At 64.4% G+C, this 22,800-nt stretch carries 18 protein-coding genes; 8 read left to right on the plus strand and 10 right to left on the minus strand.

Translation table 11 applies throughout. The features are described 5' to 3' along the window. Positions 1-78: 78 nt before the first annotated feature. On the plus strand, positions 79-1,134 hold the full coding sequence (locus BB934_RS10225) for a LacI family DNA-binding transcriptional regulator (RefSeq protein WP_237050238.1): 1,056 nt from the start codon (positions 79-81) through the stop codon (positions 1,132-1,134). A 7-nt stretch (positions 1,135-1,141) separates the two neighbouring features. Here BB934_RS10225 and BB934_RS10230 read toward each other — a convergent pair whose 3' ends face one another. From BB934_RS10230 to BB934_RS10245, 4 genes are all read right to left on the minus strand, one after another. After that, positions 1,142-2,425 carry a four-carbon acid sugar kinase family protein gene (locus BB934_RS10230; RefSeq protein WP_237050239.1) on the minus strand — a complete coding sequence of 428 codons (1,284 nt, stop codon included), beginning with the start codon at positions 2,423-2,425 and terminating at the stop codon, positions 1,142-1,144. Positions 2,426-2,440: 15 nt separating this feature from the next. Continuing rightward, positions 2,441-3,706, minus strand: coding sequence for a ribulose-bisphosphate carboxylase large subunit family protein (locus BB934_RS10235; protein WP_099509535.1), 1,266 nt, complete (start codon positions 3,704-3,706; stop codon positions 2,441-2,443). 8 nt (positions 3,707-3,714) lie between these two features. After that, positions 3,715-4,254 carry a VOC family protein gene (locus tag BB934_RS10240; protein WP_099509536.1) on the minus strand — a complete coding sequence of 180 codons (540 nt, stop codon included), beginning with the start codon at positions 4,252-4,254 and terminating at the stop codon, positions 3,715-3,717. Between the two features lie 94 nt (positions 4,255-4,348). Then, the gene (locus BB934_RS10245) at positions 4,349-5,365 is read right to left on the minus strand and encodes a TRAP transporter substrate-binding protein (protein WP_099509537.1); all 1,017 of its coding nucleotides are present in this window, start codon (positions 5,363-5,365) and stop codon (positions 4,349-4,351) included. A gap of 106 nt (positions 5,366-5,471) precedes the next feature. Between BB934_RS10245 and BB934_RS10250 the strand changes: the two genes are divergently transcribed. Then, on the plus strand, positions 5,472-6,524 hold the full coding sequence (locus BB934_RS10250) for a LacI family DNA-binding transcriptional regulator (protein WP_099509538.1): 1,053 nt from the start codon (positions 5,472-5,474) through the stop codon (positions 6,522-6,524). Positions 6,525-6,584: 60 nt separating this feature from the next. After that, complete coding sequence (locus tag BB934_RS10255) at positions 6,585-8,453, plus strand: TRAP transporter large permease (protein ID WP_099509539.1); 1,869 nt, start codon at positions 6,585-6,587, stop codon at positions 8,451-8,453. A 57-nt stretch (positions 8,454-8,510) separates the two neighbouring features. Here the strand turns inward: BB934_RS10255 and BB934_RS10260 are convergent, their stop codons facing one another. After that, positions 8,511-9,563 carry a LacI family DNA-binding transcriptional regulator gene (locus tag BB934_RS10260; protein ID WP_210422142.1) on the minus strand — a complete coding sequence of 351 codons (1,053 nt, stop codon included), beginning with the start codon at positions 9,561-9,563 and terminating at the stop codon, positions 8,511-8,513. Positions 9,564-9,689: 126 nt separating this feature from the next. Between BB934_RS10260 and BB934_RS10265 the strand changes: the two genes are divergently transcribed. From BB934_RS10265 to BB934_RS10285, 5 genes are read left to right on the plus strand one after another with little or no spacing between them, the layout of a single operon-like run. Then, positions 9,690-11,156, plus strand: coding sequence for an ABC transporter substrate-binding protein (locus BB934_RS10265; protein WP_099509540.1), 1,467 nt, complete (start codon positions 9,690-9,692; stop codon positions 11,154-11,156). A 9-nt stretch (positions 11,157-11,165) separates the two neighbouring features. Next, positions 11,166-12,140: a carbohydrate ABC transporter permease gene (locus tag BB934_RS10270; RefSeq protein WP_099509541.1), complete on the plus strand. Its 975-nt coding sequence runs from the start codon at positions 11,166-11,168 to the stop codon at positions 12,138-12,140. Continuing rightward, complete coding sequence (locus BB934_RS10275; protein WP_099509542.1) at positions 12,137-12,988, plus strand: carbohydrate ABC transporter permease; 852 nt, start codon at positions 12,137-12,139, stop codon at positions 12,986-12,988. The genes BB934_RS10270 and BB934_RS10275 overlap by 4 nt, the downstream gene beginning before the upstream one ends. A gap of 14 nt (positions 12,989-13,002) precedes the next feature. Beyond that, a complete protein-coding gene (locus BB934_RS10280) occupies positions 13,003-14,487 on the plus strand; it encodes a sulfatase family protein (protein ID WP_210422143.1) in 1,485 nt (494 codons plus the stop codon). 45 nt (positions 14,488-14,532) lie between these two features. After that, on the plus strand, positions 14,533-17,376 hold the full coding sequence (locus tag BB934_RS10285) for a glycoside hydrolase family 2 protein (RefSeq protein ID WP_237050240.1): 2,844 nt from the start codon (positions 14,533-14,535) through the stop codon (positions 17,374-17,376). Between the two features lie 182 nt (positions 17,377-17,558). Here BB934_RS10285 and BB934_RS10290 read toward each other — a convergent pair whose 3' ends face one another. From BB934_RS10290 to BB934_RS10310, 5 genes are all read right to left on the minus strand, one after another. Next, positions 17,559-18,323 carry a TIGR02186 family protein gene (locus BB934_RS10290; RefSeq protein WP_099509116.1) on the minus strand — a complete coding sequence of 255 codons (765 nt, stop codon included), beginning with the start codon at positions 18,321-18,323 and terminating at the stop codon, positions 17,559-17,561. Then, complete coding sequence (locus BB934_RS10295; RefSeq protein ID WP_099509544.1) at positions 18,320-19,249, minus strand: sulfite exporter TauE/SafE family protein; 930 nt, start codon at positions 19,247-19,249, stop codon at positions 18,320-18,322. The genes BB934_RS10290 and BB934_RS10295 overlap by 4 nt, the downstream gene beginning before the upstream one ends. A gap of 16 nt (positions 19,250-19,265) precedes the next feature. Beyond that, the gene (locus BB934_RS10300; RefSeq protein ID WP_173909439.1) at positions 19,266-20,222 is read right to left on the minus strand and encodes a formylglycine-generating enzyme family protein; all 957 of its coding nucleotides are present in this window, start codon (positions 20,220-20,222) and stop codon (positions 19,266-19,268) included. A 116-nt stretch (positions 20,223-20,338) separates the two neighbouring features. Next, positions 20,339-21,973 carry an arylsulfatase gene (locus BB934_RS10305; RefSeq protein WP_237050241.1) on the minus strand — a complete coding sequence of 545 codons (1,635 nt, stop codon included), beginning with the start codon at positions 21,971-21,973 and terminating at the stop codon, positions 20,339-20,341. A gap of 45 nt (positions 21,974-22,018) precedes the next feature. Continuing rightward, complete coding sequence (locus tag BB934_RS10310; RefSeq protein ID WP_099509546.1) at positions 22,019-22,768, minus strand: GntR family transcriptional regulator; 750 nt, start codon at positions 22,766-22,768, stop codon at positions 22,019-22,021. Positions 22,769-22,800: the final 32 nt, after the last annotated feature.

Genomic DNA, 22,800 nt, shown 5'->3' on the forward strand with positions numbered 1-22,800 from the left:
CTTTTCACTTTAATGACGATACCAGCTGTCCTATACTGATAAGAGTATTTTATCGCAGCGCTACGAAATGAGGATCCGATGGACGCCGATAGCAGCCTGCAGCGTCGCGGCACCCGGAAGCGGCGCAAGATGCAGAGCATCACGATGATGGACGTGGCCAAGCTCGCCCGGGTATCCCCGTCCACGGTCTCGCTCTACCTGCGCAAGCCCGCCGCCGTCTCCCCTGCGGCGGGGCAGGAGATCGCCCGCGCCATCTCGACGCTGGGCTACGTTCCGAACCTCGTTGCCGGAGGATTGGCGGCAGCATCCTCCAAGGTCGTCAGCATCATCGTGCCCTCGATCCGCAACGCCTTCTTCGCCGAGACCGTCTCGACCCTCCAGTCGGAGCTGGCTGCGGAAGGGCTTCAGGTCCTACTCGGCCACAGCGAATATGGCGAGGATCAGGAAGAGGCCCTGGTTCGCACGGCCCTGTCCTGGGCCCCCGCTGCCGTCGTGCTGACCGGCCTGTCGCACAGTGCCGAGACCCGGAAGCTCCTGCAGGCAAGCGGCGTGCCCGTCGTCGAGATGTGGGAACTCGGCGCACGGCCGATCGACATGGCGGTCGGGTTCTCGCACCCGCAGGTGGGCGCGTCGGCCGCCCGGCATCTCCTGTCGAAGGATCGCCGCGCGCTCGCCTTCATCGGCGCGCGCATGCAGGAAGATCACCGCGCCGCGAAGCGCGCGAGCGGCTTTGCCGAGACGGCTCGCAGGGGAGAGATTTTGTCGTGCGAGATCATCAATCATCCAGGTGCCGCGACGGTCGAGGCCGGGTCGCTGCTGCTGAACCGGGCCCTTCAGCAGATTCCGAAACTCGACGGCATCGCCTGCTCGAACGATCTGATCGCTTTGGGCGCCCTCTTCGAATGCCAGCGTCGAGGCATCGCCGTCCCGCACGACATCGCGGTGGTGGGCTTCGGCGATCTCGACTTCAGCGCCTCGTGCATTCCATCCCTGACAACCATACGCCCCTCCGGCGACCTGATCGGGAGGGAGGTCGCCCGGCTCATCCTCAGCAGCATTCAGGGCGAGCGGCCTGAAGGTAACGCGCGCATCATTGACACGGGACACGTCCTGATCGAGCGGCGGAGCACCTAGAGCTTGCTCATCGCGACGCGCCGGTCTTCAGAAAGCTCTCGAACAGCTGCTCATGGCCCATCTGGCCGCCCTTGAGCATCACGAGCATTCCATCTCTCGATGCATCGTCGCTGCGCGCCAGGCTGATGGCGACGCCGTTGCTGATCTGACTGTGATAGCCGAGCCCCCAATAGCCGAGACGGCCGACGATCCGGCTCGACGTGTCACCGCCGGCAATAGCCAATCGCCGCACCGGATGACGCCGCAGGATAGTGTCGACGAGTACAGCACTGACCTCCGCGAGATCGGGGGCCTCAGCGTGAGGCGCATCGCCCGCCTCGGGCACCGTGGAAAGCATGACGTGCTCGCCATGGGCCAGCATGGCGACAGTCTTTGCAACGATTCGTTCGCGCGCATCGGCGCTCGACAGAAGGCTCACAGGATCGACGGCGAGGCGTTTGTAGGATCGCGCCGCTGCTAGCTGCACCCTCGTCGTCGGCGAGAGGCTTCCCGCGAATGCCAGCACAGGCCCGTCCACGAGAGCAAGGGGCGGGTTGATTACCGGCTCCCTCTCTTCGAAGAACGCCTGCGCGACGCTGCTTGGCCCGACCGCCAGAAGGGAGCGCCGGCTCTCGCACCGGAGCAGGCGGCCGATGGCATCCACGTGCTGCGGATCGAGCGCATCGAGCAGCACTGCGGGCGCCGTCTTCGACAGGCGCTGCCATTGCGCGGCAACGGCTTCCGAATCGCCGGCTAGCAGCGGCCAGTGAATCGCCCCGATATCCTGCATGCCGAGAGCGGCGAGATGGCGTCGGAGATCGGCCTCGTTCATCGGCGTTGCCGGATGCCGGCTCATGGTCGGGTGACGGTCGAGCCGGAAGACATCGCCGCCGGCGCCGAAGGACGCGAACAGATTGGAAAAGGCGCAGTAGCGACCGAGCGAAGGCTGGCCGCCGACGATGGCAACGGTTTCGTGCGCCACGTATTCATGCAAGGCTTCGGCCGCCACCGCGATGTTTCCGCGCTCCGGCGCGCTGTCGAAGGTCGAGCAGCATTTGTAGTGCAGGATGCGGATGCCGAGATCGCGAAAGAACGCACCGACCGGCGCGAGTTCGATCTTCATCTCGTCCGGAGACATCGCGCGCGCCGCGCCCGCGATCCCCACGGCTTCCAAGTCACCGGCCTGCGCCAGTTGCTGCGGTTCCGGCACGCGCATGAAGAGAAAGGCACGGCGGCCGCGCCGCGCCAGCGTCGCGAGCGTGTCCGTCGCTCCGGTGAAGTCGTCTCCGTACCATCCATAGGACGGCGTCACGGCAGCCTCCATCCTCTAGCGCTTCGCGAAGAAGCTGTACGCGTCCGCGAGCGCACGATGTTTCGTGCGGGCGCTGTCCACGCTTTCGCCCGCCTCCACGGCGCGCCAGGCCTCGCGAATGCTGGCAACGCCTTCCGCCGGCCCGCCGGGATGAGCCATGATCCCGCCGCCCGCCATGAAGAGAAGGTCTGACGTGTTCACGGCGCGATAGGTCTGCTCCACCGTTCCGGCCCATTGACCGGACGAGAAGGCTGGCATGATCCGGTCATCCGCATCGCAGAGCGCCGTCAGGCAATCCTTTGCGCTCTCCACCACCTCTTTGTCGGCCTGCGCGAATTTTCCTCCGAGGCCATGTACGTGCATGTGATCGGCACCGGCGAGGCGCCAGAGCGTCTGATAGGCCTGAAATCCGATGCCGAGAGCGGGATGACGCGAGAACGCGCCGTAGCCGTTGCGGTGACCGTGAATCACCAGATCGGTGCTGCGCCGCAGGGTCTCGATGGCGGAGAACCCGCACCAGTTCAGGCTGGTCATGACACAGCGACCGCCTTCCCTCGCCACCAGATCCGCATGCCGGCGCATGGCATCCGTCTCATCGGTGATGTTGAAGGCCACCATGACATGCTTGCCGGTCCGATCCCGGTGCCGGCGCACGGCGGCCATGACGGCGGGAATGCGGGCGGACAGGGGCGCGTGGACCGGATTGGCGGCGATTTCGTCGTCCTTGATGAAATCGAGCCCGGCGTCGCACAGGCGCTCGACCAGCGATGCGATCTCCTCCACACGGAGACCGACATTCGGCTTGATGATCGAGCCGACAAGCGCGCCCTGCGCAACGCCGGTCAGGCGGCGCGTTCCTGCGATGCCCTGCCTCGGCAGCGCATAGGCCTTCCTATAGGCGCCGGGCAGCTTCAGGGATTCGAGCCGAAGGCCTGTCACCTCGCCGAGATCGAAGAGATTGCCGGCCACGGTCGCGGCAAGCGTCGACAGATTGACACCGACATTCGCCACCGGAAAGCGCAACGTTACCTCGCCGCGGCGCGAGGGGGCCGACAGGCTCTTGCGGTCGAGCCAAGCGCTGCGGACGGAAGGCTGCGCAACCTCGCCCAGGTCTCGGATTGCGACGACAGTCGCGCGGGCCCGCTCGCGCAACTCGTCGGTCTCGCCTTCGACGCGGGTGAAGGTTCCGCAGGATTGCTCGCCGGCCATGACCTCGGCCACCTTTTCCAGCGGCAGAGGCGTTTCGACCAGATATGTCGCCTCGTAATGCACGTCCGACATGACGGGCCTCAGAGTTGGGTGAGATCGGGGAAGGGGCGGACGGGGTCGCGCCCGTCCCAGCCTTCCGAGGCCTCCCTGATCAGCTGGAACATCTTGCCTTTCGGCCCGGCGACCTCCGACAGCTCGATCACGGCGCCCGGGTGATATTCGGTGTCGAAATAGACGAAGCGACCACGCTCGCCGACCTCGCCACTCATCACCGGAACGAAGCCCTGCTTCATCAGCCGTTCCAGGTCGGCATCGTAAGTCTCGGTCCAGTAGGCGACATGCTGCAGGCCGCGATGGCCGGCCTGCTTGAAGTCGCGGTACATGGAGGGCGTATCGTTGCGGGTCTGGATGAGCTCGACCTGGAGCGGACCGGAATTGGCCAAAGCCACGGAATTGTGCGGCCGATAGCTCTCGCCCCGGTACATGTAGTTCTCGATCGGCACCTGCTCCTTGTAGAAGAACGGGCCGACGCCGAGAACGCGCGACCAATGATCCATGGCGGCCTCGATGTCGTCGACAACATAGCCCACCTGCCTGATCTCTCCGAGAAACCGGCTCATATCCTACCTGCAGCTTTGATGAGGGCGCGGCTTCTCGAACCGCGCCCGAGGAAGAGGGAGATCCGATGAACGCCTTCGGATCCTGCGACATTCGTCAGGCGAGCGTTCCGACGACGCTCTCGAGATGGCCCCAGGCCTCGGGACCGAACTTCTGCTTCCAATCCTTGTAGAAGCCGGCTTCGCGCAGTTTCGCGCGGAAGCTGTCCGTATCGCACTGGTTGAACGCCAGTCCCTTGCTCTGAAGATCGGTCTGCACCGATTCGTTGAGCGTCTTGATGTCTTCGCGCTGCTTCAGGCCTGCCTCGTTGATGGCCCGCGAGACGATCTCCTGCACGTCCGCCGGCATGCTCGACCACTGGCGGCCGTTGGTGATGAACCAGTAGCCGTCCCAGATGTGGTTCGTGAGCGCGCAGGACGACTGCACCTCGTAGAGCTTGGCGACCTGGATGATCGGCAGCGGGTTCTCCTGCGCATCGACTACCTTGGTCTGGAGCGCGGTATAGACCTCGCTGAACTGCAGGCTCGCGGGCGCGGCGCCGAGGCCGGAGAACATTGAGATGCTGATCGGGCTCACCGGAACGCGGATCTTCAGGCCCTTCATCGAATCGGCACTCTGGATCGGCGCGCCGCTCGTCGTCATCTGGCGGAAGCCGTTGTCCCACATGGTCTCGAGCGCATGCAGCCGGGAATCGGCGATCGCCTTGCGCACGAACGCGCCGACGGGCCCGTCCATCGCAGCCCAGACCTGATTGTAATCCTTGAACGCGAAGCCCACGGCGTTGATCGCCGCCACCGGCACGAGGGTCGCGATCACCAGGGCGGAGGGCGTGAAGAAGGTCAGCGCACCGTTGCGCACCTGGGAGAGCATGTCCGTGTCGCCGCCGAGCTGGTTGGCGGGGAAGATCAGCATCTCGACGCGACCGTTGGTCTCCTTCGCGATCCGGTCGGCGGCTTCCTTGGCGCGGATGTTGAGCGGATGGCTGAGGGGCAGGTTGTTGCCGTAGCGCAGGGTGATCTCGGCGGCGTGGGCGTAGCGCGGGATCGAGAAGAGGCTGACGGCGGCCGGAGCAGCTCCGATGCCCTTGAGAAGCGTCCTGCGGCTGATGGTCATGGCGTAATTTCTCCCGAAAAGATGGTTTTGCTCTTTCCGAATGAAAAAATCAGTCATATCAATGATGGGGTCAAATCAAAATTTTGATGGTTTTTGATGTAATTCTATGAGCATCCTGGTCGATCACTCTCCCCTCAGCCGGCGCGCCACCATCGTGGACATCGCGCGGCTTGCCGACGTCTCGACCGCCACCGTCGACCGTGTTCTCAACGGCCGGCAGGGCGTGAAGGCGGCAATGGTCAAGCGTGTCATGAAGGCCGCGGCTGAGCTCGGCTATGTCGATGAGAGCGACGAGCGGATCCGGGACGTGCGCCCGCTCGCGCAGATCTCGTTCATCCTTCCCCAGGGCACGAACCGCTACATCACCATGCTCGGCCGCATGATCAACGAGATGGCGCCGCAGCTGGAGCGCTTCTCGATCAAACCCATTGTCGAGTATATCGACAGCTTCAATCCCGATCTGCTCGCGAAGACCTTGCACCGTCATGCCAAGCATGCGGACGGCATCGCCTTCATGGCCATCGAGCATCCCGTGGTGCGCGAGGCCGTCAACCGCATCACCGCGGCCGGAACGCCGGTGGCGACCCTGATCTCCGACGTGGCAAGCCCGACGCGCACCGCCTATTTCGGCCTCGACAACCGAGCCGCCGGGCGCATGGCGGGCTATCTTCTCGCGCGCTTCATCGGCAAGCGCCCTGCGAAGGTCGCCATGATCGCGGGCAGCCTCAGCTACCGCGCCCATGGCGAGCGCGAGATGGGATTTCTCGACATCCTGCAGGAGCTTTACCCCGATATCGAAGTGGTGGGCCTGCGCGAAGGCCATGACGACGAGGCGCTCAATTACCGGCAGATGCGGGCGCTCCTGTCCCATCATCCGGATCTGGACGGGATCTACAACATCGGCGGTGGCGCCTCCGGCATCGGCCGCGCGCTCAAGGACGCACGGCGCGAGAAGAATGTGGTCTTCGTCGGCCATGGGTTGACCAGCGACACCCGCGAATTTCTTCTCGACGGCACGATGGACGCCGTCATCACCCAGAGCGCCGAAGACACCATCGCCAAATGTGCCGCCCTGTTTCGCGACCTGCGTGAGGGCCACAAGCTCAGCCCGCCCGATCCCATGCGGGTCGAGGTCGTCTTCAGGGAAAACCTGCCCTGACGGCGAGGATTCATCAACGAAGAACAAAAGCACCAGAGACGGTCAAAGACGGAGGAGACAATGACCATGGCAACTGAGAGCATCGCCGTCGGCGAAATCGAGGACATGCCGACCGGCCTCAAGAGCGGGTCGGCTTTCCTCAAGCCCATCGAGATGATCGCCTCCGTGATTCTTGTGGTGATCATCGGCCTGCTCCTGATGGGCGTGACCTCGCGCTATGTGCTGTCGCTCCCCATCGTCTGGATCGATGAGGCGGCGGCCTTTTGCTTCCTCTGGCTCGCCATGCTCGGCGCGGTCATCGCCATCGACCGCAACGAGCACCTTCGGCTGACCCTGTTCCTGAACATGTTTCCGGAGAGGCTGCGCGGCTTCTTCGGTGCGTTGGGGCCGCTGCTCGTTGCGGTCTTTCTCATCGGCATGCTGTGGCCCGCCAGCGAGTACGTGATCGAGGAATCCTACATCACCTCGGCGGCGCTCAACATTCCCATGAGCTGGCGCGTGGCCGCCCTCCCGGTCGGCATCGGCCTGATGGCGCTGCTGGCACTCAGGGAAACGCTGCGCGCCGCCAAGCCTTCCGAAATCGGCGCAGCGGCGGTCGTGATCGCAGGCGCCGGCGCGCTGCTGTGGCTCGTCTCCCCGTCTCTGCCCGCGCTCGGCCACATCAACATCCTCATCTTCCTCGTCGGCTTGGTCGCGTTCTTCCTCGCCATCGGCGTTCCGATTGCCTTCTGCTTCGGCCTCGGCGCGCTCACCTTCCTGACCTTTACCAGCTCCGTGCCGACCATGGTGATGATCGGGCGCATCGACGAGGGCATGTCGAGCCTCATCCTCCTGTCGGTTCCGATCTTCGTGCTCCTGGGCTGCATTCTCGATGCCACCGGCATGGGAAGAGCCATCGTCGAGTTCCTCGCATCACTGATCGGGCACGTGAGGGCCGGCATGTCCTATGTGCTGCTCGGCTCGCTCTTTCTCGTCTCCGGCATTTCCGGCTCCAAGGTGTCGGACATGGCCACCGTCGCACCGGCGCTGTTTCCGGAGATGAAGCGGCGCGGCCACAAGCCGAAGGAGATGATCGCGCTCCTCGCCACCGGTGCCGCCATGGCCGATACGGTGCCGCCCTCCATCGTGCTGATCGTTCTCGGCTCGGTCGCGGGCGTCTCCATCGCTGGACTGTTCACGAGCGGCTTCGTCATCGCCATGGTGCTGCTCGTCGGCCTCGCCCTTCTTGCGCGCTGGAAGGCGCGCGGCGAGGTGATGGACGGCATCCGGCGGGCTCCCCTGCGAGCCGTCGGCAAGGCGCTGGCAGTCGCGGCCCCGGCGCTCGTGCTGCCCTTCCTGATCCGGAGCGCGGTCGGCGGCGGTGTCGCGACGGCAACGGAGGTGTCGACCATCGCCGTGCTCTACGCGATGATCATCGGCATGGTGCTCTATGGCGGCATCCGCCCCGGCAAGATCTACGACATGCTCGTCGAGACGGCGGCTCTCTCGGGCGCGATCCTGATCATCCTCGGCACGGCCTCGGCCATGGCCTGGGCGCTGACGCAGACCGGCTTCGCCTTCAAGATGGCCGCGCTGGTCACCGACCTGCCCGGCGGCTGGGTCACCTACATGCTGGTGACGATCGCCGTCTTCATGGTGCTCGGCTGCGTCCTCGAGGGGTTGCCGGCCATCGTGCTGATGGCGCCGATCATGTTCCCGATCGCCAAGAGCGTCGGCATCAACGACATCCATTATTCCATGGTCGTCGTGACCGCCATGAATGTGGGCCTGATGGCCCCGCCCATCGGCATCGGGTTCTATATCGCCTGCAAGATCGGCAACGTCTCGCCGGACGAAGCCATGGGCGCGATCTGGCCCTATATCGGCGCGCTCTTCGTCGGCCTTCTCGTCATCGCGATGATCCCGGCGCTGTCGATCGCCTATCTCTGAGCCTTGTCGAAGGAACCACGTGCCGCTGCCGCAGGGCAGCGGCATAGAGCCCGTTCATCAGCCCCGGATCGTCCCAATGGAGTTGCGCTCCACGAGCGGGCATTCCAGCATGACGGGCCTATGCTTCTTCCCGGGAGCGCTTGCCTCGGTGAGCGACAGCAGATGCTCGACCGCCCAGCGGCCCATTTCCTCGTGCGGCACGAGAACCGTGGTGAGGGGCGGCGGCAGATAGCGCGCGAAGGAATCGTCGTCATACCCAACGACCGAGACATCCTCGGGGATGCGCATGCCGAGTTCCCTGAGAGCCTCATAGGCGCCGAGCGCCATGCGGTCGCTCGCACAGAAGATCGCCGTCGGCGGCACATCGAGCGCCATGAGCGACCGCGTCTGATCGAAGGCATCGCTGAGCAGCCAGTTGCCCGGCCTGACCAGCGTCGCGTCGAAGGGCACGCTCCATGCCGCAAGGGCCTCGCGATAGCCGCGTAAGCGCTCGCGTGACGCCAGCATATACGCCTCGCCGTTGATGAAGGCGATGCGACGGTGCCCTGCCTCCAGCAGCGCCTCGGTCGCCGTACGTGCCCCGTCGGCATGGCCCGGCAGCACGGCAGGCATTCGGCCGTCCGCCGTGCGGCAGTTCAGCAGAACCGTCGGAATGGCGCGCAGGCGCTCGGGCGGATTGACCTGCCGCGTCGCAGTCGCCGCATAGATGACCCCGGCCGTGGGCTGAGCGAGCAAAAGGTCGAGCGCAGCCTCCTCGATCGCCGGGTCTCCTCGCGTGGTGATGACTGTGAGGATGCACTCGTTCTGCCAGGCAACCTCGCGCGCTCCGAGGATGTCGGCCGCAGCGAGAGGATTCGTCGACACTTCGTCGAGCAGCATGATGATCGAGCGCAGCGAGCTGCCCGAGACGACACGCCTGCCGATGCGGTAACCGAGCTCGTCCGCCGCGGCGAGCACGCGAAGCCGTGTGGACGCGGATATGCGGACATCCCCGACGCCGTTCATGACAAGGGAGACGGTTGCCTGCGAGACGCCTGCCGATTTCGCCACATCCGCCATGGTCGGGCGCCTGTCCACCCGCTGCAGCGTTTTATCCGTCCGGCGCGCCATTCGTCCCCACCTTAACAATATTCACTTTCGCCCTTGCCAGGTTCGAGCGCCACACATATTCTGCTAAAAAAATAACTAAAACACATTAGCGGCTCCGTTCGGGAACCGCAATCTGGAGGAACGCCGATGACCGAAGACCTGAAGCCAATTTCACCGGCCGCTCTCAGGCCGGACCTCACCCGCCGCGGGTTCGTCGGCGCAGCTATTGCTGCCGGAGCCATCGGCGCCTCAGGGGGTCCCGCCTTCGCGCAGGCCGCCAAGACCATCGAGTGGTGGGACCAGTTCGCTCCGCTCGTGCCTCTGCATCAAAAGATCTGGGAGGAGTTCTCCGCCAAGAACCCGGGCGTGAAAATCGCCTACACCCAGATGAACCCGGCGGACATGATGCAGGCCCTGCAGCTTGCCTTCCGCAGCAAGCGCGCGCCCGACATCCACTCCATCCTCACCTCCGATCTGAGCGTCACCAACCAGCTTGCGAAGGCCGGATGGTTCTCCCCGCTCGACGCCGGCTTCAACGCGGATACGCCGTTTCTAAAGGAGGCCCTGCTGGAAGGCATGACCGTCTTCAACGGCAAGGCCTACAGCTTCCCCATCTTCAGCTTCCGCCAGCACGAGACCAGCCTGTGGTGGACGAAGCCCTTCATGGAGCAGGCCGGCATCGATCCCGCAGCCGGCCCGAAGACCTGGGACGAGATGCGCAAGGTCGCTCAGGCCATGACCAAGGGACGGACATACGGCCTCATCCTGCCGCTGCAATTCACCAACCGCATGGCGAACCACGTGCTCGACCTGGCACAGGTCGCCGGCGCACCCGGGCGCTTCGATTGGCGGACCGGTGCCTATCCCTTCGGCTCGGAGCCGTTCGTCCAGGCGGTCGAGTTTCTTCTCTCCTTCCAGCGCGACGGCAGCCTTCATCCGGCCTCGTCTTCCCTTGACGCCCGGCAGGGCCGCGCCCGGTGGGCTGCTGGAGAAGCCGGCATGTTCCTCGACGGCCCGTGGAACAGCGGCGTGGTCAAAGGCAGCTTCGCCCAGGTGCTCGATACGCTGGGCGCCGCCTCGATCCCGCTGCCTTCGACAGGCCAGCCGGCTTTCACCTATCATACGCCGCCGAGCGGCGAGTTCTGGATCTCGAGCCAGTGCGAGGATCCGGCAATCGCCACCAAGATCCTGCAGCTGTTCACGACCGACGCCTATTACGTCGGCCTTGCCGAGCGCATGGATCAGCCGCCGCTCGACCTGAGCGCGGTCGATCGCGCCAATGTGCACCCGACCTACAAGACGGTGGTCGAAGGCTTCAAGAAGGTCGTTCGCCTCGCGCCGGAGCCGCTGATCAAGAACCCGAACGTGGCCCAGGTCTATGCCGAGATGAAGCCGGTGACGCCGGGCGTCGGCGAGATTGTCCAGGGTGCCATGGGCGGTGCCGTTTCGAACGTGAAAGCGACCTTGCAGCAATATGCCGACAAGCTCACGGCGGAACGGGACCGCGCCATCAAGGTGGTCAAGGACAAGGGTGTGCAGGTCAGCCTCGACGACTGGGTTTTCCCCAATTGGAAGCAGGGGGAAGACTATACGGCCAGCCACTACAAAGCCTGAGGCCATCCGATGGCCTTTGGACACGCAGCAGCCCCGGCTTCGGCCGGGGCTCGGAAAGGCGACGGATCCGCCAGGGATATTGCCAGAACCCTTTGGCAGAGCCGCTGGCTCTATCTCTTTCTCCTGCCGACCGTCATTCTCTATTCCGCCTATACGATCTGGCCGATCCTCGCGAGCATCCGCTATTCGCTTCTCGACTGGAACGGCTTCGACAGCGACGGCGTCTTCATCGGCTTTGCCAATTACAGCGAACTCGCAAGCGATCCGCAGTTCTGGAATGCTTTTGCCAACACGCTGATGTTTCTCGTTCTCGCGGTGCCCCTGCGCGTCGGGCTGGCACTGGTGCTGGCCGTCGCGTTGAACGATCCGCGCCTGCCCTTCGTCAGGATCATGCGCACGGCGCTGTTTCTCCCCGTCGTGACCACGGGCGCCATCGTCGGCGTCGTGATGCGGTTCGTGCTCGATCCGACCGGCGGGCCGATCAACGTGGCGCTTCTCGACTCGGGACTTCTCGACCGTCCGGTGAATTTTCTCGGGCAGGCAAGCCTCGCGCTCTACAGCGCGGTTGCGATTTGGGTGTGGAAGTGGCTCGGCGTCACCCTCATCTACTGGCTCGCCGCCCTGCAGACCATTCCGAAGGATCTCTATGAAGCGGCCAGCATCGACGGCGCCGGGCGTGTCGAGCAGTTTCGCTATGTGACGATACCACTGCTCGTGCCGTTCCTGATCATCATCACGCTGCTCACCGCGGTCGAGGCCACAAACGTGTTCGATCTCCTGCTCACCCTTACCGGCGGCGGCCCGTTCTACGCCACCGAGGTGATCGACATCTTCGTCTATCGGCAGGCCTTTGCAGCGAATATCCCGCGCCTGGGATACGCCTCCGCTGCGGCTCTGTTCTTCGGCGCCTGCATCGTTCTCCTGGCCGCTTTGCAGATGATCGTCAGATGGCACCTGCGCCGCCGGGCGGGAGAAGCGCGATGATCGCTTCGGAACGGAGGTCTGTGCGCTTGCGCTGGGGCGCCATCCTGACCGCCGCGCTTTTGGCCCTGCTCTGCCTGCTCTGGGTCTATCCATTCCTCTGGCTGCTCTCGGCCTCGCTCAAGGAACCGCTCGAGATCTTCAGCAAGGGGCTGAACCTGATCCCGGACAAGGCGCAGTGGGAAAACTATGTGCGCGCCTGGTCCACGGCAGGGTTCGCGCATTACATGCTCAACACCATCCTGGTGACGGTCGGCACGGTCGTGCTCGTCGTGCTTCATTGCGCCCTGTCCGGCTACGTCCTTGGCCGCTACGATTTCTACGGCCGGCGTCTTATCATCGGCATTCTCGGCGCGACCTTCGTCATTCCGGCCGGAATGACGATCATCCCCATCGTCGATCTGACGCAGGATCTCGGTCTGCTCGGCAGCCGCTGGGGCATCATCCTGGCCCTTGCGGGCAGTGGCCAGGCGGCCGGCATCCTGCTCTATGCCGGCTATTTCCAGCGCGTCCCGAAGGAACTGGAAGAAGCTGCCCTGATCGATGGAGCAAGCTTCTTCACGGTGTTCTTCAAGATCATGCTGCCGCTCGCAGGTCCCGTCACGGCAACGGTATCGGTGCTCACATTCCTGTTCGCCTGGAACAGCTTCCTCATCCCGCTCGTGTTCACCTTCGGCTCGCCGGAACTGCGGACCCTGGCAGTGGGAATGCTGGCCTTCGTCGGCACGAACGAGACCGACTGGCCCGGCATGGCTGCGGCAGCTACGCTGTCCCTTCTGCCGGTGGTGACGCTTTTCTTCTTCGCTCAACGCTATCTCGTCGAGGGCTTCGCCGGCGCGGTGAAGACCTGACAAAGCTGGAAAAGATGATGACACAACCCAACATCCTGTGGATCTGCACCGACCAGCAGCGCTGGGACACGCTGGGCTGCTACGGCAATTCCTTCGTGCGCACGCCGAATCTGGACCGTCTTGCGGCCCGCGGCATCCTGTTCGAGCAGGCCTTCTGCCAGAGTCCCGTCTGCACCCCGAGTCGCGCCAGCATCCTGACAGGCCGCTATCCCCGCACGACGCGCACGCGCCAGAACGGGCAGGACATTCCCGAGGACGAAGTGCTCGTCACGAAGCTTCTCGCAGATGCCGGCTATATCTGCGGCCTGTCGGGAAAGCTGCATCTGTCCGCCTGCCATCCCACCGTGACACCCGGCATGGAACGGCGCATCGATGACGGCTATGCGGAGTTCCACTGGTCGCACCATCCGGCCATCGCCTATTCGAAGCAGAAGACGAACCACAACTGGCCGACCAACGAGTACAATCTCTGGCTGCTGGAACAGGGCGCCGCCTACGATCCCAAGCCCTTCGGCGGTTCTGGACATGTGGAGATCGGGCCGTCGGCGGAGCATCACCACACCACTTGGTGCGCGCGCAAGGCCGTGACCTTCATCGAGGCCAATGCCGGCGGAAAGCGCCCCTGGCTCTTTTCCGTCAATTTCTACGACCCGCATCACCCCTTCGACCCGCCGCTCGAATATCTGCAGCCTTATCTCGATCGGCTCGACGAAATTCCGGTGCCCGCCTATGTGCCGGGCGAGCTTGACGGGAAGCCGGCCTATCAGACTATCGATCACGAGAAGGCTTATGGCGGCAACGCCGGCTACCCGTTCGACAAGATGAAGGATAAGGATCACAGGCTCGTCACCGCCGCCTATTGGGCCATGTGCGACCTGATCGACGACCAAGTCGGACGAATGATCGACTCGCTCGAGCGCACGGGCCAGATCGACAATACGATCGTGATCTTCATGTCCGATCACGGCGAGATGCTGGGAGATCACGGCATCTACCTGAAGGGTCCCTATTTCTACGAACCCGCGGTCCACGTCCCGCTCATCATCGCCGGGCCGAAGAACCTCCTTCGGCAAGGCGAGTGCATCGATTCGCTCACCGAACTGACCGACATCGCGCCCACGCTCCTGGATGCGGCAGGCATCGAACGCCATCCCGGCATGCAGGGCCGCTCCCTCTGGCCACTGATCTCGAGCCACGATGTCTCGCCGGATCCGCGCGGGACACGAAACGACGTCTATTGCGAGTACTACAACGCCATGCCCTGGCACAAAGGACCCGCGCCGCAGGCGACGATGGTCAGGACGGAGCGGTACAAGCTCGTCGCGTTCCACGGCGAGCCGCTCGGGGAGCTTTACGATCTGGAAGCGGATCCCACGGAGACGATCAATCTCTGGAACGACGAAACTCATGCGCCGGTGAAGCTCGACATGCTGCAGAAGCTTTGCGACCGGATGGCCTGGACGGTCGACCCCCTGCCCCTGCGCCGCTCACCCTGGTAGGCGCCCGCCGATCTTCATCTCACGCACTCGGAACGGAAATTCTTCATGACACTCGCCAAAGACCATTCTCTGGCCCCGATGGCCGACGCCATCGCCGGACAGCGTCCGCTCCTGTCGCTCGACGGCGCCTGGGACTTCCAGGTCGAGGGCGAAGGCGACTGGCGCATCGCCCGCGTGCCGGCGCCCTGGCAGGCGCTCTTCGACGATCTGCGGCATGCGAGCGGCACGGCGCTTTACCGCAAACGTTTCTCGGTTCCGGCGGAATGGGCTTCCAAGCGCGTTTTCCTCTGTTTCGGAGCGGTCAACCATCTCGCCGAGGTGCATTGCGACGGCCGTCTCGTCGGCACGCATGAAGGTGGCTACCTGCCGTTCGAGTTCGATCTCGGCTCCGGCCTCGCCGGCGAGCATGAGCTCACGGTCCGGGTCGTCCTGCCGTCGAGCGAGGCCGACGTCTATCCGGACGCTCCCTTTCACGAAGTCCCGCACGGCAAGCAGAGCTGGTACGGCCCCATCGGCGGCATCTGGCAATCGGTCCGCCTGGAAGCCCGCGCCGTGCAGCACATCCAGACTTGCCGCATCACAGCCGATCCGAAAACCGGCAATGTGCATGGGCTCGTGCGGATCGCCGCCGAGACTGCGGATCGGATCGTCGCCGAGATCGAAGGCCCGTCCGGCACCATCGTCGCCGAGCAGGCTGCCGCTCCGAGCACGCCGGATTCGACGGAGATCGCGTTGCGGGTCGAGAATCCGGACCTGTGGTCACCCGATGAGCCCCATCTCTACCGGCTGACCCTGCGCCTCGTGCGCGACGGCGTCACGGTGGATCGTTGGAGCGACACGTTCGGCTTCCGCACCATCGAGGCGAAGCACGGCCGCCTGCTGCTCAATGGCAAGCCGCTCTATCTTCGCGGCGCCCTGGATCAGGATTATTACCCCGACGGCATCTGCACGCCGCCCTCGCTGGAATTTCTCGAGGATCAGCTCCTGAAGGCAAAGCAGCTCGGACTCAACTGCCTTCGCATCCACATCAAGGTGCCCGATCCGAGCTATTACGAGGTCGCCGATCGCCTCGGCATGCTCATCTGGACCGAATTGCCGAACTTCGCCTATTTCACGCCCTCCGCCGAGCGTCGCGCCAGGGAGACCCTCGAAGGCATCCTCGCCCGCGACTTCAATCATCCCTCGATCATCGCCTGGACGATCATCAACGAGGATTGGGGCACCGAGCTGCCGGAGGACCAGGATCACCGGCGCTGGCTCTCCAGGATGTATGCCTGGATGAAATCTCTCGACCCGACGCGCCTCGTTGTCGACAATTCGCCATGCCAGCCGAACTTCCACGTCAAGAGCGACATCAACGACTATCACTATTACCGCTGCCTGCCCGAACGCCGGGCGGAATGGGACGAATTGACGAAGGAGTTCGCCGGCGCTGCCGCCTGGACGTACAGCCCGCATGGCGACAGCGAGCAGACCGGCGAGGAGCCGCTCGTCGTCTCCGAGTTCGGCGTCTGGGGCCTGCCCCATCCCGACAGGTTGACGAACGAGGACGGCTCGGAGCCGTGGTGGATGGAAACGGGCCAGATCTGGGGCGACGGCTCGGCCTACCCGCATGGATTGAGGCAGCGCTTCGCCGTGCTGCGCTTCGACCGCGTCTTCGGCACCTTCGAGCGCTTTATCGACGCCACGCAATGGCACCAGTTCGCCAATCTGAAATACCAGATCGAATCCATGCGCTCGCACGGCTCGATCAGCGGCTACGTGCTGACCGAATTCACGGACGTGCATTGGGAAGCGAACGGTCTCATGGACATGCGCCGCAACCTGCGCGGCTTCCACGAGCGCTTTGCCGAGATCAACACCGACATCGTCATCCTTCCCAAGGTAGACAGGTGGGCGTATTGGGGCGGCGAGACGATCACGGTTTTCCCGTCGGTGGCCGTGGGCATGGCAAGTCTCACCTCAGGCGCGACACTCGAATGGTCCGTCGAAGGCCGTCCCGAGCGGGGGCGCATTGCCGTCTCCACAGCCGATGCGATGGCGGTGCAGACGCTGGATTCCATCAGCATCCCGCTTCCGGCAGTCTCAGCGTCAACGCAACTCCGCTTCGTCTTTCGCATTCGCGACGCCTCGGGCGCGGAGCTGGCGCGCAACGATCTCGATGTCTCGGTTTATCCGCGGTTGAGCGTGGATTGCTCCCTGCGGGTCTGGTCTCCGCACGAGGATCTTCTGCACCGCTTCGAAGCGCTCGGCTATGCCCGCGCCTCCGGACGCGAGAATGCGGAGGTCGTGGTCGTCCGGTCCGTCGATGCGGAGGATGTCGAGGCGATCCGCCAGGGCGCCCGCTATCTGATGCTGGCGGGCGACGATCCCGATCAGAAATACCTTCGCCGCGACGAACCGCCGGCGCATCCGCCCTATTTTCACGATGAAGCCGATCCGGTCGCCGACGGCGGCAGCGTGAACCGATCGCGCCGGCGCGCATCGGGCACGGGCCTGTCCGATATCGACCGGCGCTTCCCGACCATCGGCATCCAGCAGCGCAACGGCACCATGTGGCGCGGAGACTGGATCACGAGCTTCAACTGGCTGCGCCGCCACCGGGCCTTTGCCGCGTTCCCGGGCGGGCCGCTGCTCGACCTCTCGTTCGAACGGGTGGTTCCGCATCATGTGCTGACGGGGTTTCGCCCCTGGGAGTACGAATCGCGGGTTCATGCCGGCGTCTTCGTCGGCTGGGGCCACAAGCCCGCCGCTCTGATCGGGGAGCGCCCCTTCGGCAAAGGCAAGATGGTGATGAGCACGTTCCGCCTGACCGCCGACGAGCCCGGCTTCGATCCGGTGGCGTCTCACCTCACGCATGCTCTCTTCACACTCGCGATGGAACGATGAGGACCAACACTTTCGTCATCACCGGCCTTGTGCCGGTGATCTCGGTTGGAAACGCTCCCCGTTGTCATCCCCGGCGGTCCGCAGGACCGGGACGGGGATCCGCTCCCACGCTCTCCGCTATGGATTCCCTTCCCCTCCGCTGCGCTCCGGCCGGGAATGACACGGGAAACGGACTTAGTGCCTTAATCCCGTCTGAAGATAGCGCTTGCGAGCCATCCGCAGAAGAGGGCGATGGCGGCGGTGGCGAGGCCGTATGCGAGCGACCAGTCGCGGGCGATGACGCCGACCTGCTCCTCGAAGCCGGTCTTGACCAGTTCGAAATGCGTCTGCGTGCGCGCCAGGATCACGGTGTCGGCAAACAGCGTCACGTCGACCTCGTAGTTGCCCGGCGGCGCGGTCGCCGGCAGGCTGATGCTGGCGCGGAAGATGTCGGGCGTCAGGAAGGTCACGCCGCGCTCGTCCTGGAGATAGAGCCCCTCCTGGGCTTTCAGCCGGGCGAGCGCCTCGCGGAAGGGCCGGTCGGCGCCGCCGCCGCGATCGAGGGTGAAGTCGGGCGCGTTGACGATGGCGCTCAACCCCACCTTCTGGCGCGCCTGCAGCTGCTCTGAGGTGATCTCCTCGATCGGGCGCGAGGAGAGCACGTTGAGATAGGCCGGCGCGGTCGGGAACTTCTGCTGGTCCTGGTTGATCCAGATCGGCCCGAGGCGCTCCTTCTCGCGCACGGTCAGGAACTGGCGCGGGCCGCGCACGGTGACCACCACGTCATAAGCCGTGGCGCGCGCCACCGTCTGGGCATCGCGCTCGATGGCGCCGAACACCGCGATCTGGGTGCCGGTGTAGTTCGAGTTGATCAGCACCCGGTGGTTCGACAGCGAGGTGATCAGGCTCTCGGCCCGGGCCGGGCTCAGGCCGCACAGCAGCAGCAGCAGGAGGCCGATCGCCCTCACTGGCGCGCCTCCTGCACGGAGATCGAGAACGGCTCGGCCGGCTTGAGCACCAGCTCGAGGCCGAAGCGCAGGCCGACCGCGAGCAGCAGGATGGCGAGCAGGAAGCGGAACAGCTCGGCCCTGAGATGGCGGCCCATGCGGGCGCCGAACTGGGCCCCGAAGACGCCGCCGACGATGAGCAGGATGGCGAGCACCATGTCGACGGCCTGGTTGGTGACCGCATGCAGGATCAGGGCGACGAGGGTGGTGCAGACGATCTGGAACTGCGAGGTGCCGACGACCACGTTGGTGGGCACGCGGAAGACGTAGAGCAGGGCCGGCACGACGATGAAGCCGCCGCCGATGCCGAGCAGCGCGCCGGCAAAGCCGATGAAGAGCGAGAGCGCGAGGATCGGGATGACGCTGACATAGAGCTTGGAGCGGTAGAAGCGCATGCGCAGAGGCCAGCCGAGATAGGGCGCATGCTCGCCGGCGCGCCGGCGCAGGCGCAAGGCGCCGCCTTTGCGCCGGTGCCAGAACTCGCGGATGCTCTCTTTCAGCATCAGGCTGCCGACGACGGTGAACAGGGTGACGTAGGAGACGACGATGACGAGGTCGAGCTGGCCGGCGCGGCGGGCGGCGGCGAAGAACCAGACGCCGAGCGCCGAGCCGACGAGGCCGCCGGCGACCAGGATGGCGCCGAGCTTGTGGTCGAGGGCGTCGCGGCGGATGGCGCCAAGCACGCTGGTGGTGGAGGAGGCGACGATCTGGGCCGACTGGGTGGCGACCGCGACCGCCGGCGGGATGCCGAGGAAGATCAAGAGCGGCGTCATCAAAAACCCGCCGCCGATGCCGAACAGCCCCGAGATGAACCCAACCGCCGCACCCATCCCTAGGATCAGCAAGACACTCACCGGCATCTCGGCAATGGGGAGGTAATAGGTCACGGGACGATACGGATCATCATGAGGATTGAACGACGCGAAAGCCGATATTGCTCGCTGAGCTGTCGGCCGCGTTGGAATTCCGCGCGGCGACGCGATACCGGTTGCAATAGGATTCATGGCAGAGGAACGATCCACCGCGCATGGACCTGCTGTCGGTCTCACCGCGATAGATCGGGTTCATCTCGGACGTTTCCTGGTGATAGTTCGGCGAGAAGCCGTCCTCGCACCATTCCCAGACATTGCCGGCCATGTTGTGGAGGCCATAGCCGTTCGGTTCATAGGCATCGACCGGCGCGGTTCCGAGATATCCATCCTCCAGGGTGTTCGCTACGGGGAACTGGCCCTGCCAGATATTGCAGCGATGCGTCCCGCCCGGCGTGAGCTCGTCGCCCCAGGGATAAAGCGCGTTCTCCAACCCTCCTCTTGCGGCAAACTCCCATTCCGCCTCCGTGGGCAGCCGGGTGCGCGACCAGGCGCAGTAGGCCTTCGCATCGTGCCAGGAGACATGGACGACCGGATGATCGAGGCGGTCGAGGATCGTGCTGCCGGGACCTTCCGGCTGCGCCCAGTAGGCATGGGTGATCGGCAGCCACCACGGCGTCTGCGCCGGCACTTTCACGACGCGGCTTTTCAGCTCTTCGGGCACGAGGGCATGGAACACGTAGGACCAGTTGAAGCGCTCGGCCTCCGTGGCATAGTCCGTGTCGCGCCCGAACGCGCCGAACTGCCTGTTGGTCACGGCATAGATCGAAATGGAAAAGGGGCTGAGCCGAACGCGACGCGCGGGTCCCTCGCCATCGGCCGCGAACCCCTCGTCCCCTGAGGTGCCCATCGTGAACTCACCACCGTCGAGATGGCTCCAGCGGATCTTCGGTGCTGTCTTGCCGCGCAGCATCTGAGCTTGAACGCCGCCATCCGATGCCTGCGCATCCTCACGGGAGACGCCGCAGCAGCCGCCACTCCTCTTCGTCATCGAACCGTCCAACATCTCGGCCATGATAGGCCGCTTCGGAAAACGGTGCAGGGACAGGTTGCCCTGTCCCGTCCCTGCCCTGTGAGTCATTGGCGAACTGCACGCGCGCGCGCCGCCTATTTATCCTCCCAGAAGGCCGTTCCCTCCTGCAGCGCCATGTATTCGAGGATCGTCTCGCGCGGGATGACGCCGCAGCGTTCGGTCCACGCGGCATAGAGGTCCTTCATCTCGCGAACCTTGTCGGGATGCTGCGCCGCGAGGTCGTTCATCTCGGTGCGGTCGGCTTCCATGTCGTAAAGCTCCCAGGGGCCGGGAAACTTTCGCACGAGCTTCCACTGGCCGACGCGCACGGCCGCGTTGCCTTCATGCTCCCAGAACAGGGGACCGCGCGAGGTTTCATCGGACTGGAAGGACGGCACGAGGCTTTCGCCCTCGCAGGGAAGAATCGCATTGCCCTGATAGGTTTGCGGATACTCGGCCTGGGTCACGTCGAGGATGGTCGCCATGATGTCGGTGAGCTGTCCCGGATGATGGCGCAGGGCGCCGGCCTCCTCGATGCCCTCCGGCCAATGCATGATCAGCGGTGTCGCGATGCCACCCTCGTGGATCCAGTGCTTGTAGAGCCGGAACGGCGTGTTGGACAAATTGGCCCAGGCGGTCCCATAGCTCTGATAGGTATCCTCGGCTCCGGGCATGATGTCCGGATAATTGCCGAAGCGGACCGGCTCGCCCTTGCGGGTCGTGGCTTTCGCGATCATCAGCTGATCGACCAGCTCCTTCGCCGTGACGCCCCCCGGGATGTCCTCGGCGCAGGCGCCGTTGTCGGAGAGGAAGATGACGAGCGTGTTGTCGAGCTGTCCCGTCTCTTCCAGAGCGGCAAGAATACGTCCGATGCCCTGGTCCATCCGGTCGATCTGCGCGGCATAGACCTCCATGCAGCGCAGCAGCCATTGGCGATGCTCGGCCTCGGTCCAGGCCGGCTGCGAGGGATCGCGGTCGGTGAGCTTCCAGGACGGATGAATGATGCCGCTCTTTACAAGGCGCTCCAGGCGCTCCTCGCGCAGCTTGTCCCAGCCGGCATCGAAGCGGCCCTTGTACTTGGCGATATCCTCCTCATGGGCATGCAGCGGCCAGTGCGGCGCCGTGTACGCGACATATTGGAAGAACGGCGCCCCGGGGTGGTTCTTCTTGTGCGCGCGAATGAAATCCGCCGCCTGGTCGCTGATCGCATCGGTGTAGAAGAATTCCGGATCCTGCTCGGCCTCGTGCTCCACGTTCTCGTTCCCGCGCGTCAGCGTGTTGGGATGATAGAAGCTTCCCGCCCCGATGATGGTGCCGAAGAACTCGTCGAAGCCGCGCTGCAGAGGCCAGGCATCCGTCGGTTCCGTGAGATTGCTGGCGACGTGCCACTTGCCGCTCAGATAGCTCTTGTAGTTCTTGCGCTTGAGCACTTCGGCGATGGTCACGCAGTTGCGGTTCAGATTGCCGGCATAGCCCTCGGGCCCGGTGCTGTAGGTGAGAATGCCGATTCCGGTCTGATGCGGGTGAAGGCCGGTCAGAAGCGACGCGCGCGAGGGCGAGCAGCGCGCAGTATTGTAGAACTGCGAATAGCGCAGGCCGTTCCGGGCCAGCCGGTCGAGATTGGGTGTATCGATCTCGCCGCCATAGCAGCCGATATCCGAGAAGCCCATGTCGTCGTTGAGGATCAACAGGATGTTGGGGCTTGCCTGCATCGTGCCGGGTTTGCTCATTGGACACCTTTCATGGTCGTTGCTGCAGCGCTGCCCGATAGTCGATCAGAAGCGTCGTGACAGATTGATGGAAAACCGGAAATAATCGGGAAGATAGACGGAGCGCAGGAGCTCTAGCGGCCGATCGTCAGAAGCCATGGTGAGACGTTCCATGGAGAGAAGTGGACTTCCCTTCGCCACGCCGAGCAGTTCCGCGGTGAGGCGATCGGCCGACGTGGCGCTGACCGTCTGCATCGCATTCTTGATCTCGATGCCGAGGTCGCCTTCGAATACGCGGTACATGACGATGGAGGTCAGATCGCGCTTCTCCAGCTCCAGACCGATATCGGGAGGGTAGAAGGCATGCTCGATCGCGATGGGCGTATCGTCCGCCAGCCGTATGCGCTTCAGCTCCCAGACGGCCCGCTCCCGAAGAAGCTCCCGGACCGTTTCGTCGTGCCGGTTCGTCATCCCCTGATGCAAAATGCGGGCGCCGGGCTCATAGCCGGCATCCTTGATGGTTTCCGAGAACCCCATCAGGCGACCCATCCAGTTCTCGGGCTGGTTCGAGCGCAGGAAGGTGCCGCGCCCTCTGCCGCGCTCGAACATGCCCTCGTCCACGAGCGGCTTAATGGCGTTTCTGATGGTGACGCGGCTCACGCCGAAATGCTTGACGAGCTCCGCCTCCGTCATGAGGCGGCCGCTCTCGTTGACGAGGTCGCCGTCCCGGACCCGACGGCGGATCGCCTCACGGACCTGAACGTGAAGCGGATCCTTGTCATCCTGCGGCGGCTGATGTGCGACTTGCTTTCTCATGATCCTCGTCCGCCAGGGCGAACCTTCTCCGG

The organism is Microvirga ossetica (genome assembly GCF_002741015.1).
In the GTDB taxonomy this organism is placed as follows: domain Bacteria; phylum Pseudomonadota; class Alphaproteobacteria; order Rhizobiales; family Beijerinckiaceae; genus Microvirga; species Microvirga ossetica.

What these genes read in the sequence shown, in the direction of transcription:
- BB934_RS10225 (WP_237050238.1), top strand. Translation starts at nt 79, where the DNA reads ATGGACGCCGATAGCAGCCTGCAGCGTCGCGGCACCCGGAAGCGGCGC.
- BB934_RS10235 (WP_099509535.1), bottom strand. Translation starts at nt 3,706, where the DNA reads ATGTCGGACGTGCATTACGAGGCGACATATCTGGTCGAAACGCCTCTG.
- BB934_RS10240 (WP_099509536.1), bottom strand. Translation starts at nt 4,254, where the DNA reads ATGAGCCGGTTTCTCGGAGAGATCAGGCAGGTGGGCTATGTTGTCGAC.
- BB934_RS10245 (WP_099509537.1), bottom strand. Translation starts at nt 5,365, where the DNA reads ATGACCATCAGCCGCAGGACGCTTCTCAAGGGCATCGGAGCTGCTCCG.
- BB934_RS10250 (WP_099509538.1), top strand. Translation starts at nt 5,472, where the DNA reads ATGAGCATCCTGGTCGATCACTCTCCCCTCAGCCGGCGCGCCACCATC.
- BB934_RS10255 (WP_099509539.1), top strand. Translation starts at nt 6,585, where the DNA reads ATGACCATGGCAACTGAGAGCATCGCCGTCGGCGAAATCGAGGACATG.
- BB934_RS10260 (WP_210422142.1), bottom strand. Translation starts at nt 9,563, where the DNA reads ATGGCGCGCCGGACGGATAAAACGCTGCAGCGGGTGGACAGGCGCCCG.
- BB934_RS10265 (WP_099509540.1), top strand. Translation starts at nt 9,690, where the DNA reads ATGACCGAAGACCTGAAGCCAATTTCACCGGCCGCTCTCAGGCCGGAC.
- BB934_RS10270 (WP_099509541.1), top strand. Translation starts at nt 11,166, where the DNA reads ATGGCCTTTGGACACGCAGCAGCCCCGGCTTCGGCCGGGGCTCGGAAA.
- BB934_RS10275 (WP_099509542.1), top strand. Translation starts at nt 12,137, where the DNA reads ATGATCGCTTCGGAACGGAGGTCTGTGCGCTTGCGCTGGGGCGCCATC.
- BB934_RS10280 (WP_210422143.1), top strand. Translation starts at nt 13,003, where the DNA reads ATGATGACACAACCCAACATCCTGTGGATCTGCACCGACCAGCAGCGC.
- BB934_RS10285 (WP_237050240.1), top strand. Translation starts at nt 14,533, where the DNA reads ATGACACTCGCCAAAGACCATTCTCTGGCCCCGATGGCCGACGCCATC.
- BB934_RS10300 (WP_173909439.1), bottom strand. Translation starts at nt 20,222, where the DNA reads ATGACGAAGAGGAGTGGCGGCTGCTGCGGCGTCTCCCGTGAGGATGCG.
- BB934_RS10305 (WP_237050241.1), bottom strand. Translation starts at nt 21,973, where the DNA reads ATGAGCAAACCCGGCACGATGCAGGCAAGCCCCAACATCCTGTTGATC.
- BB934_RS10310 (WP_099509546.1), bottom strand. Translation starts at nt 22,768, where the DNA reads ATGAGAAAGCAAGTCGCACATCAGCCGCCGCAGGATGACAAGGATCCG.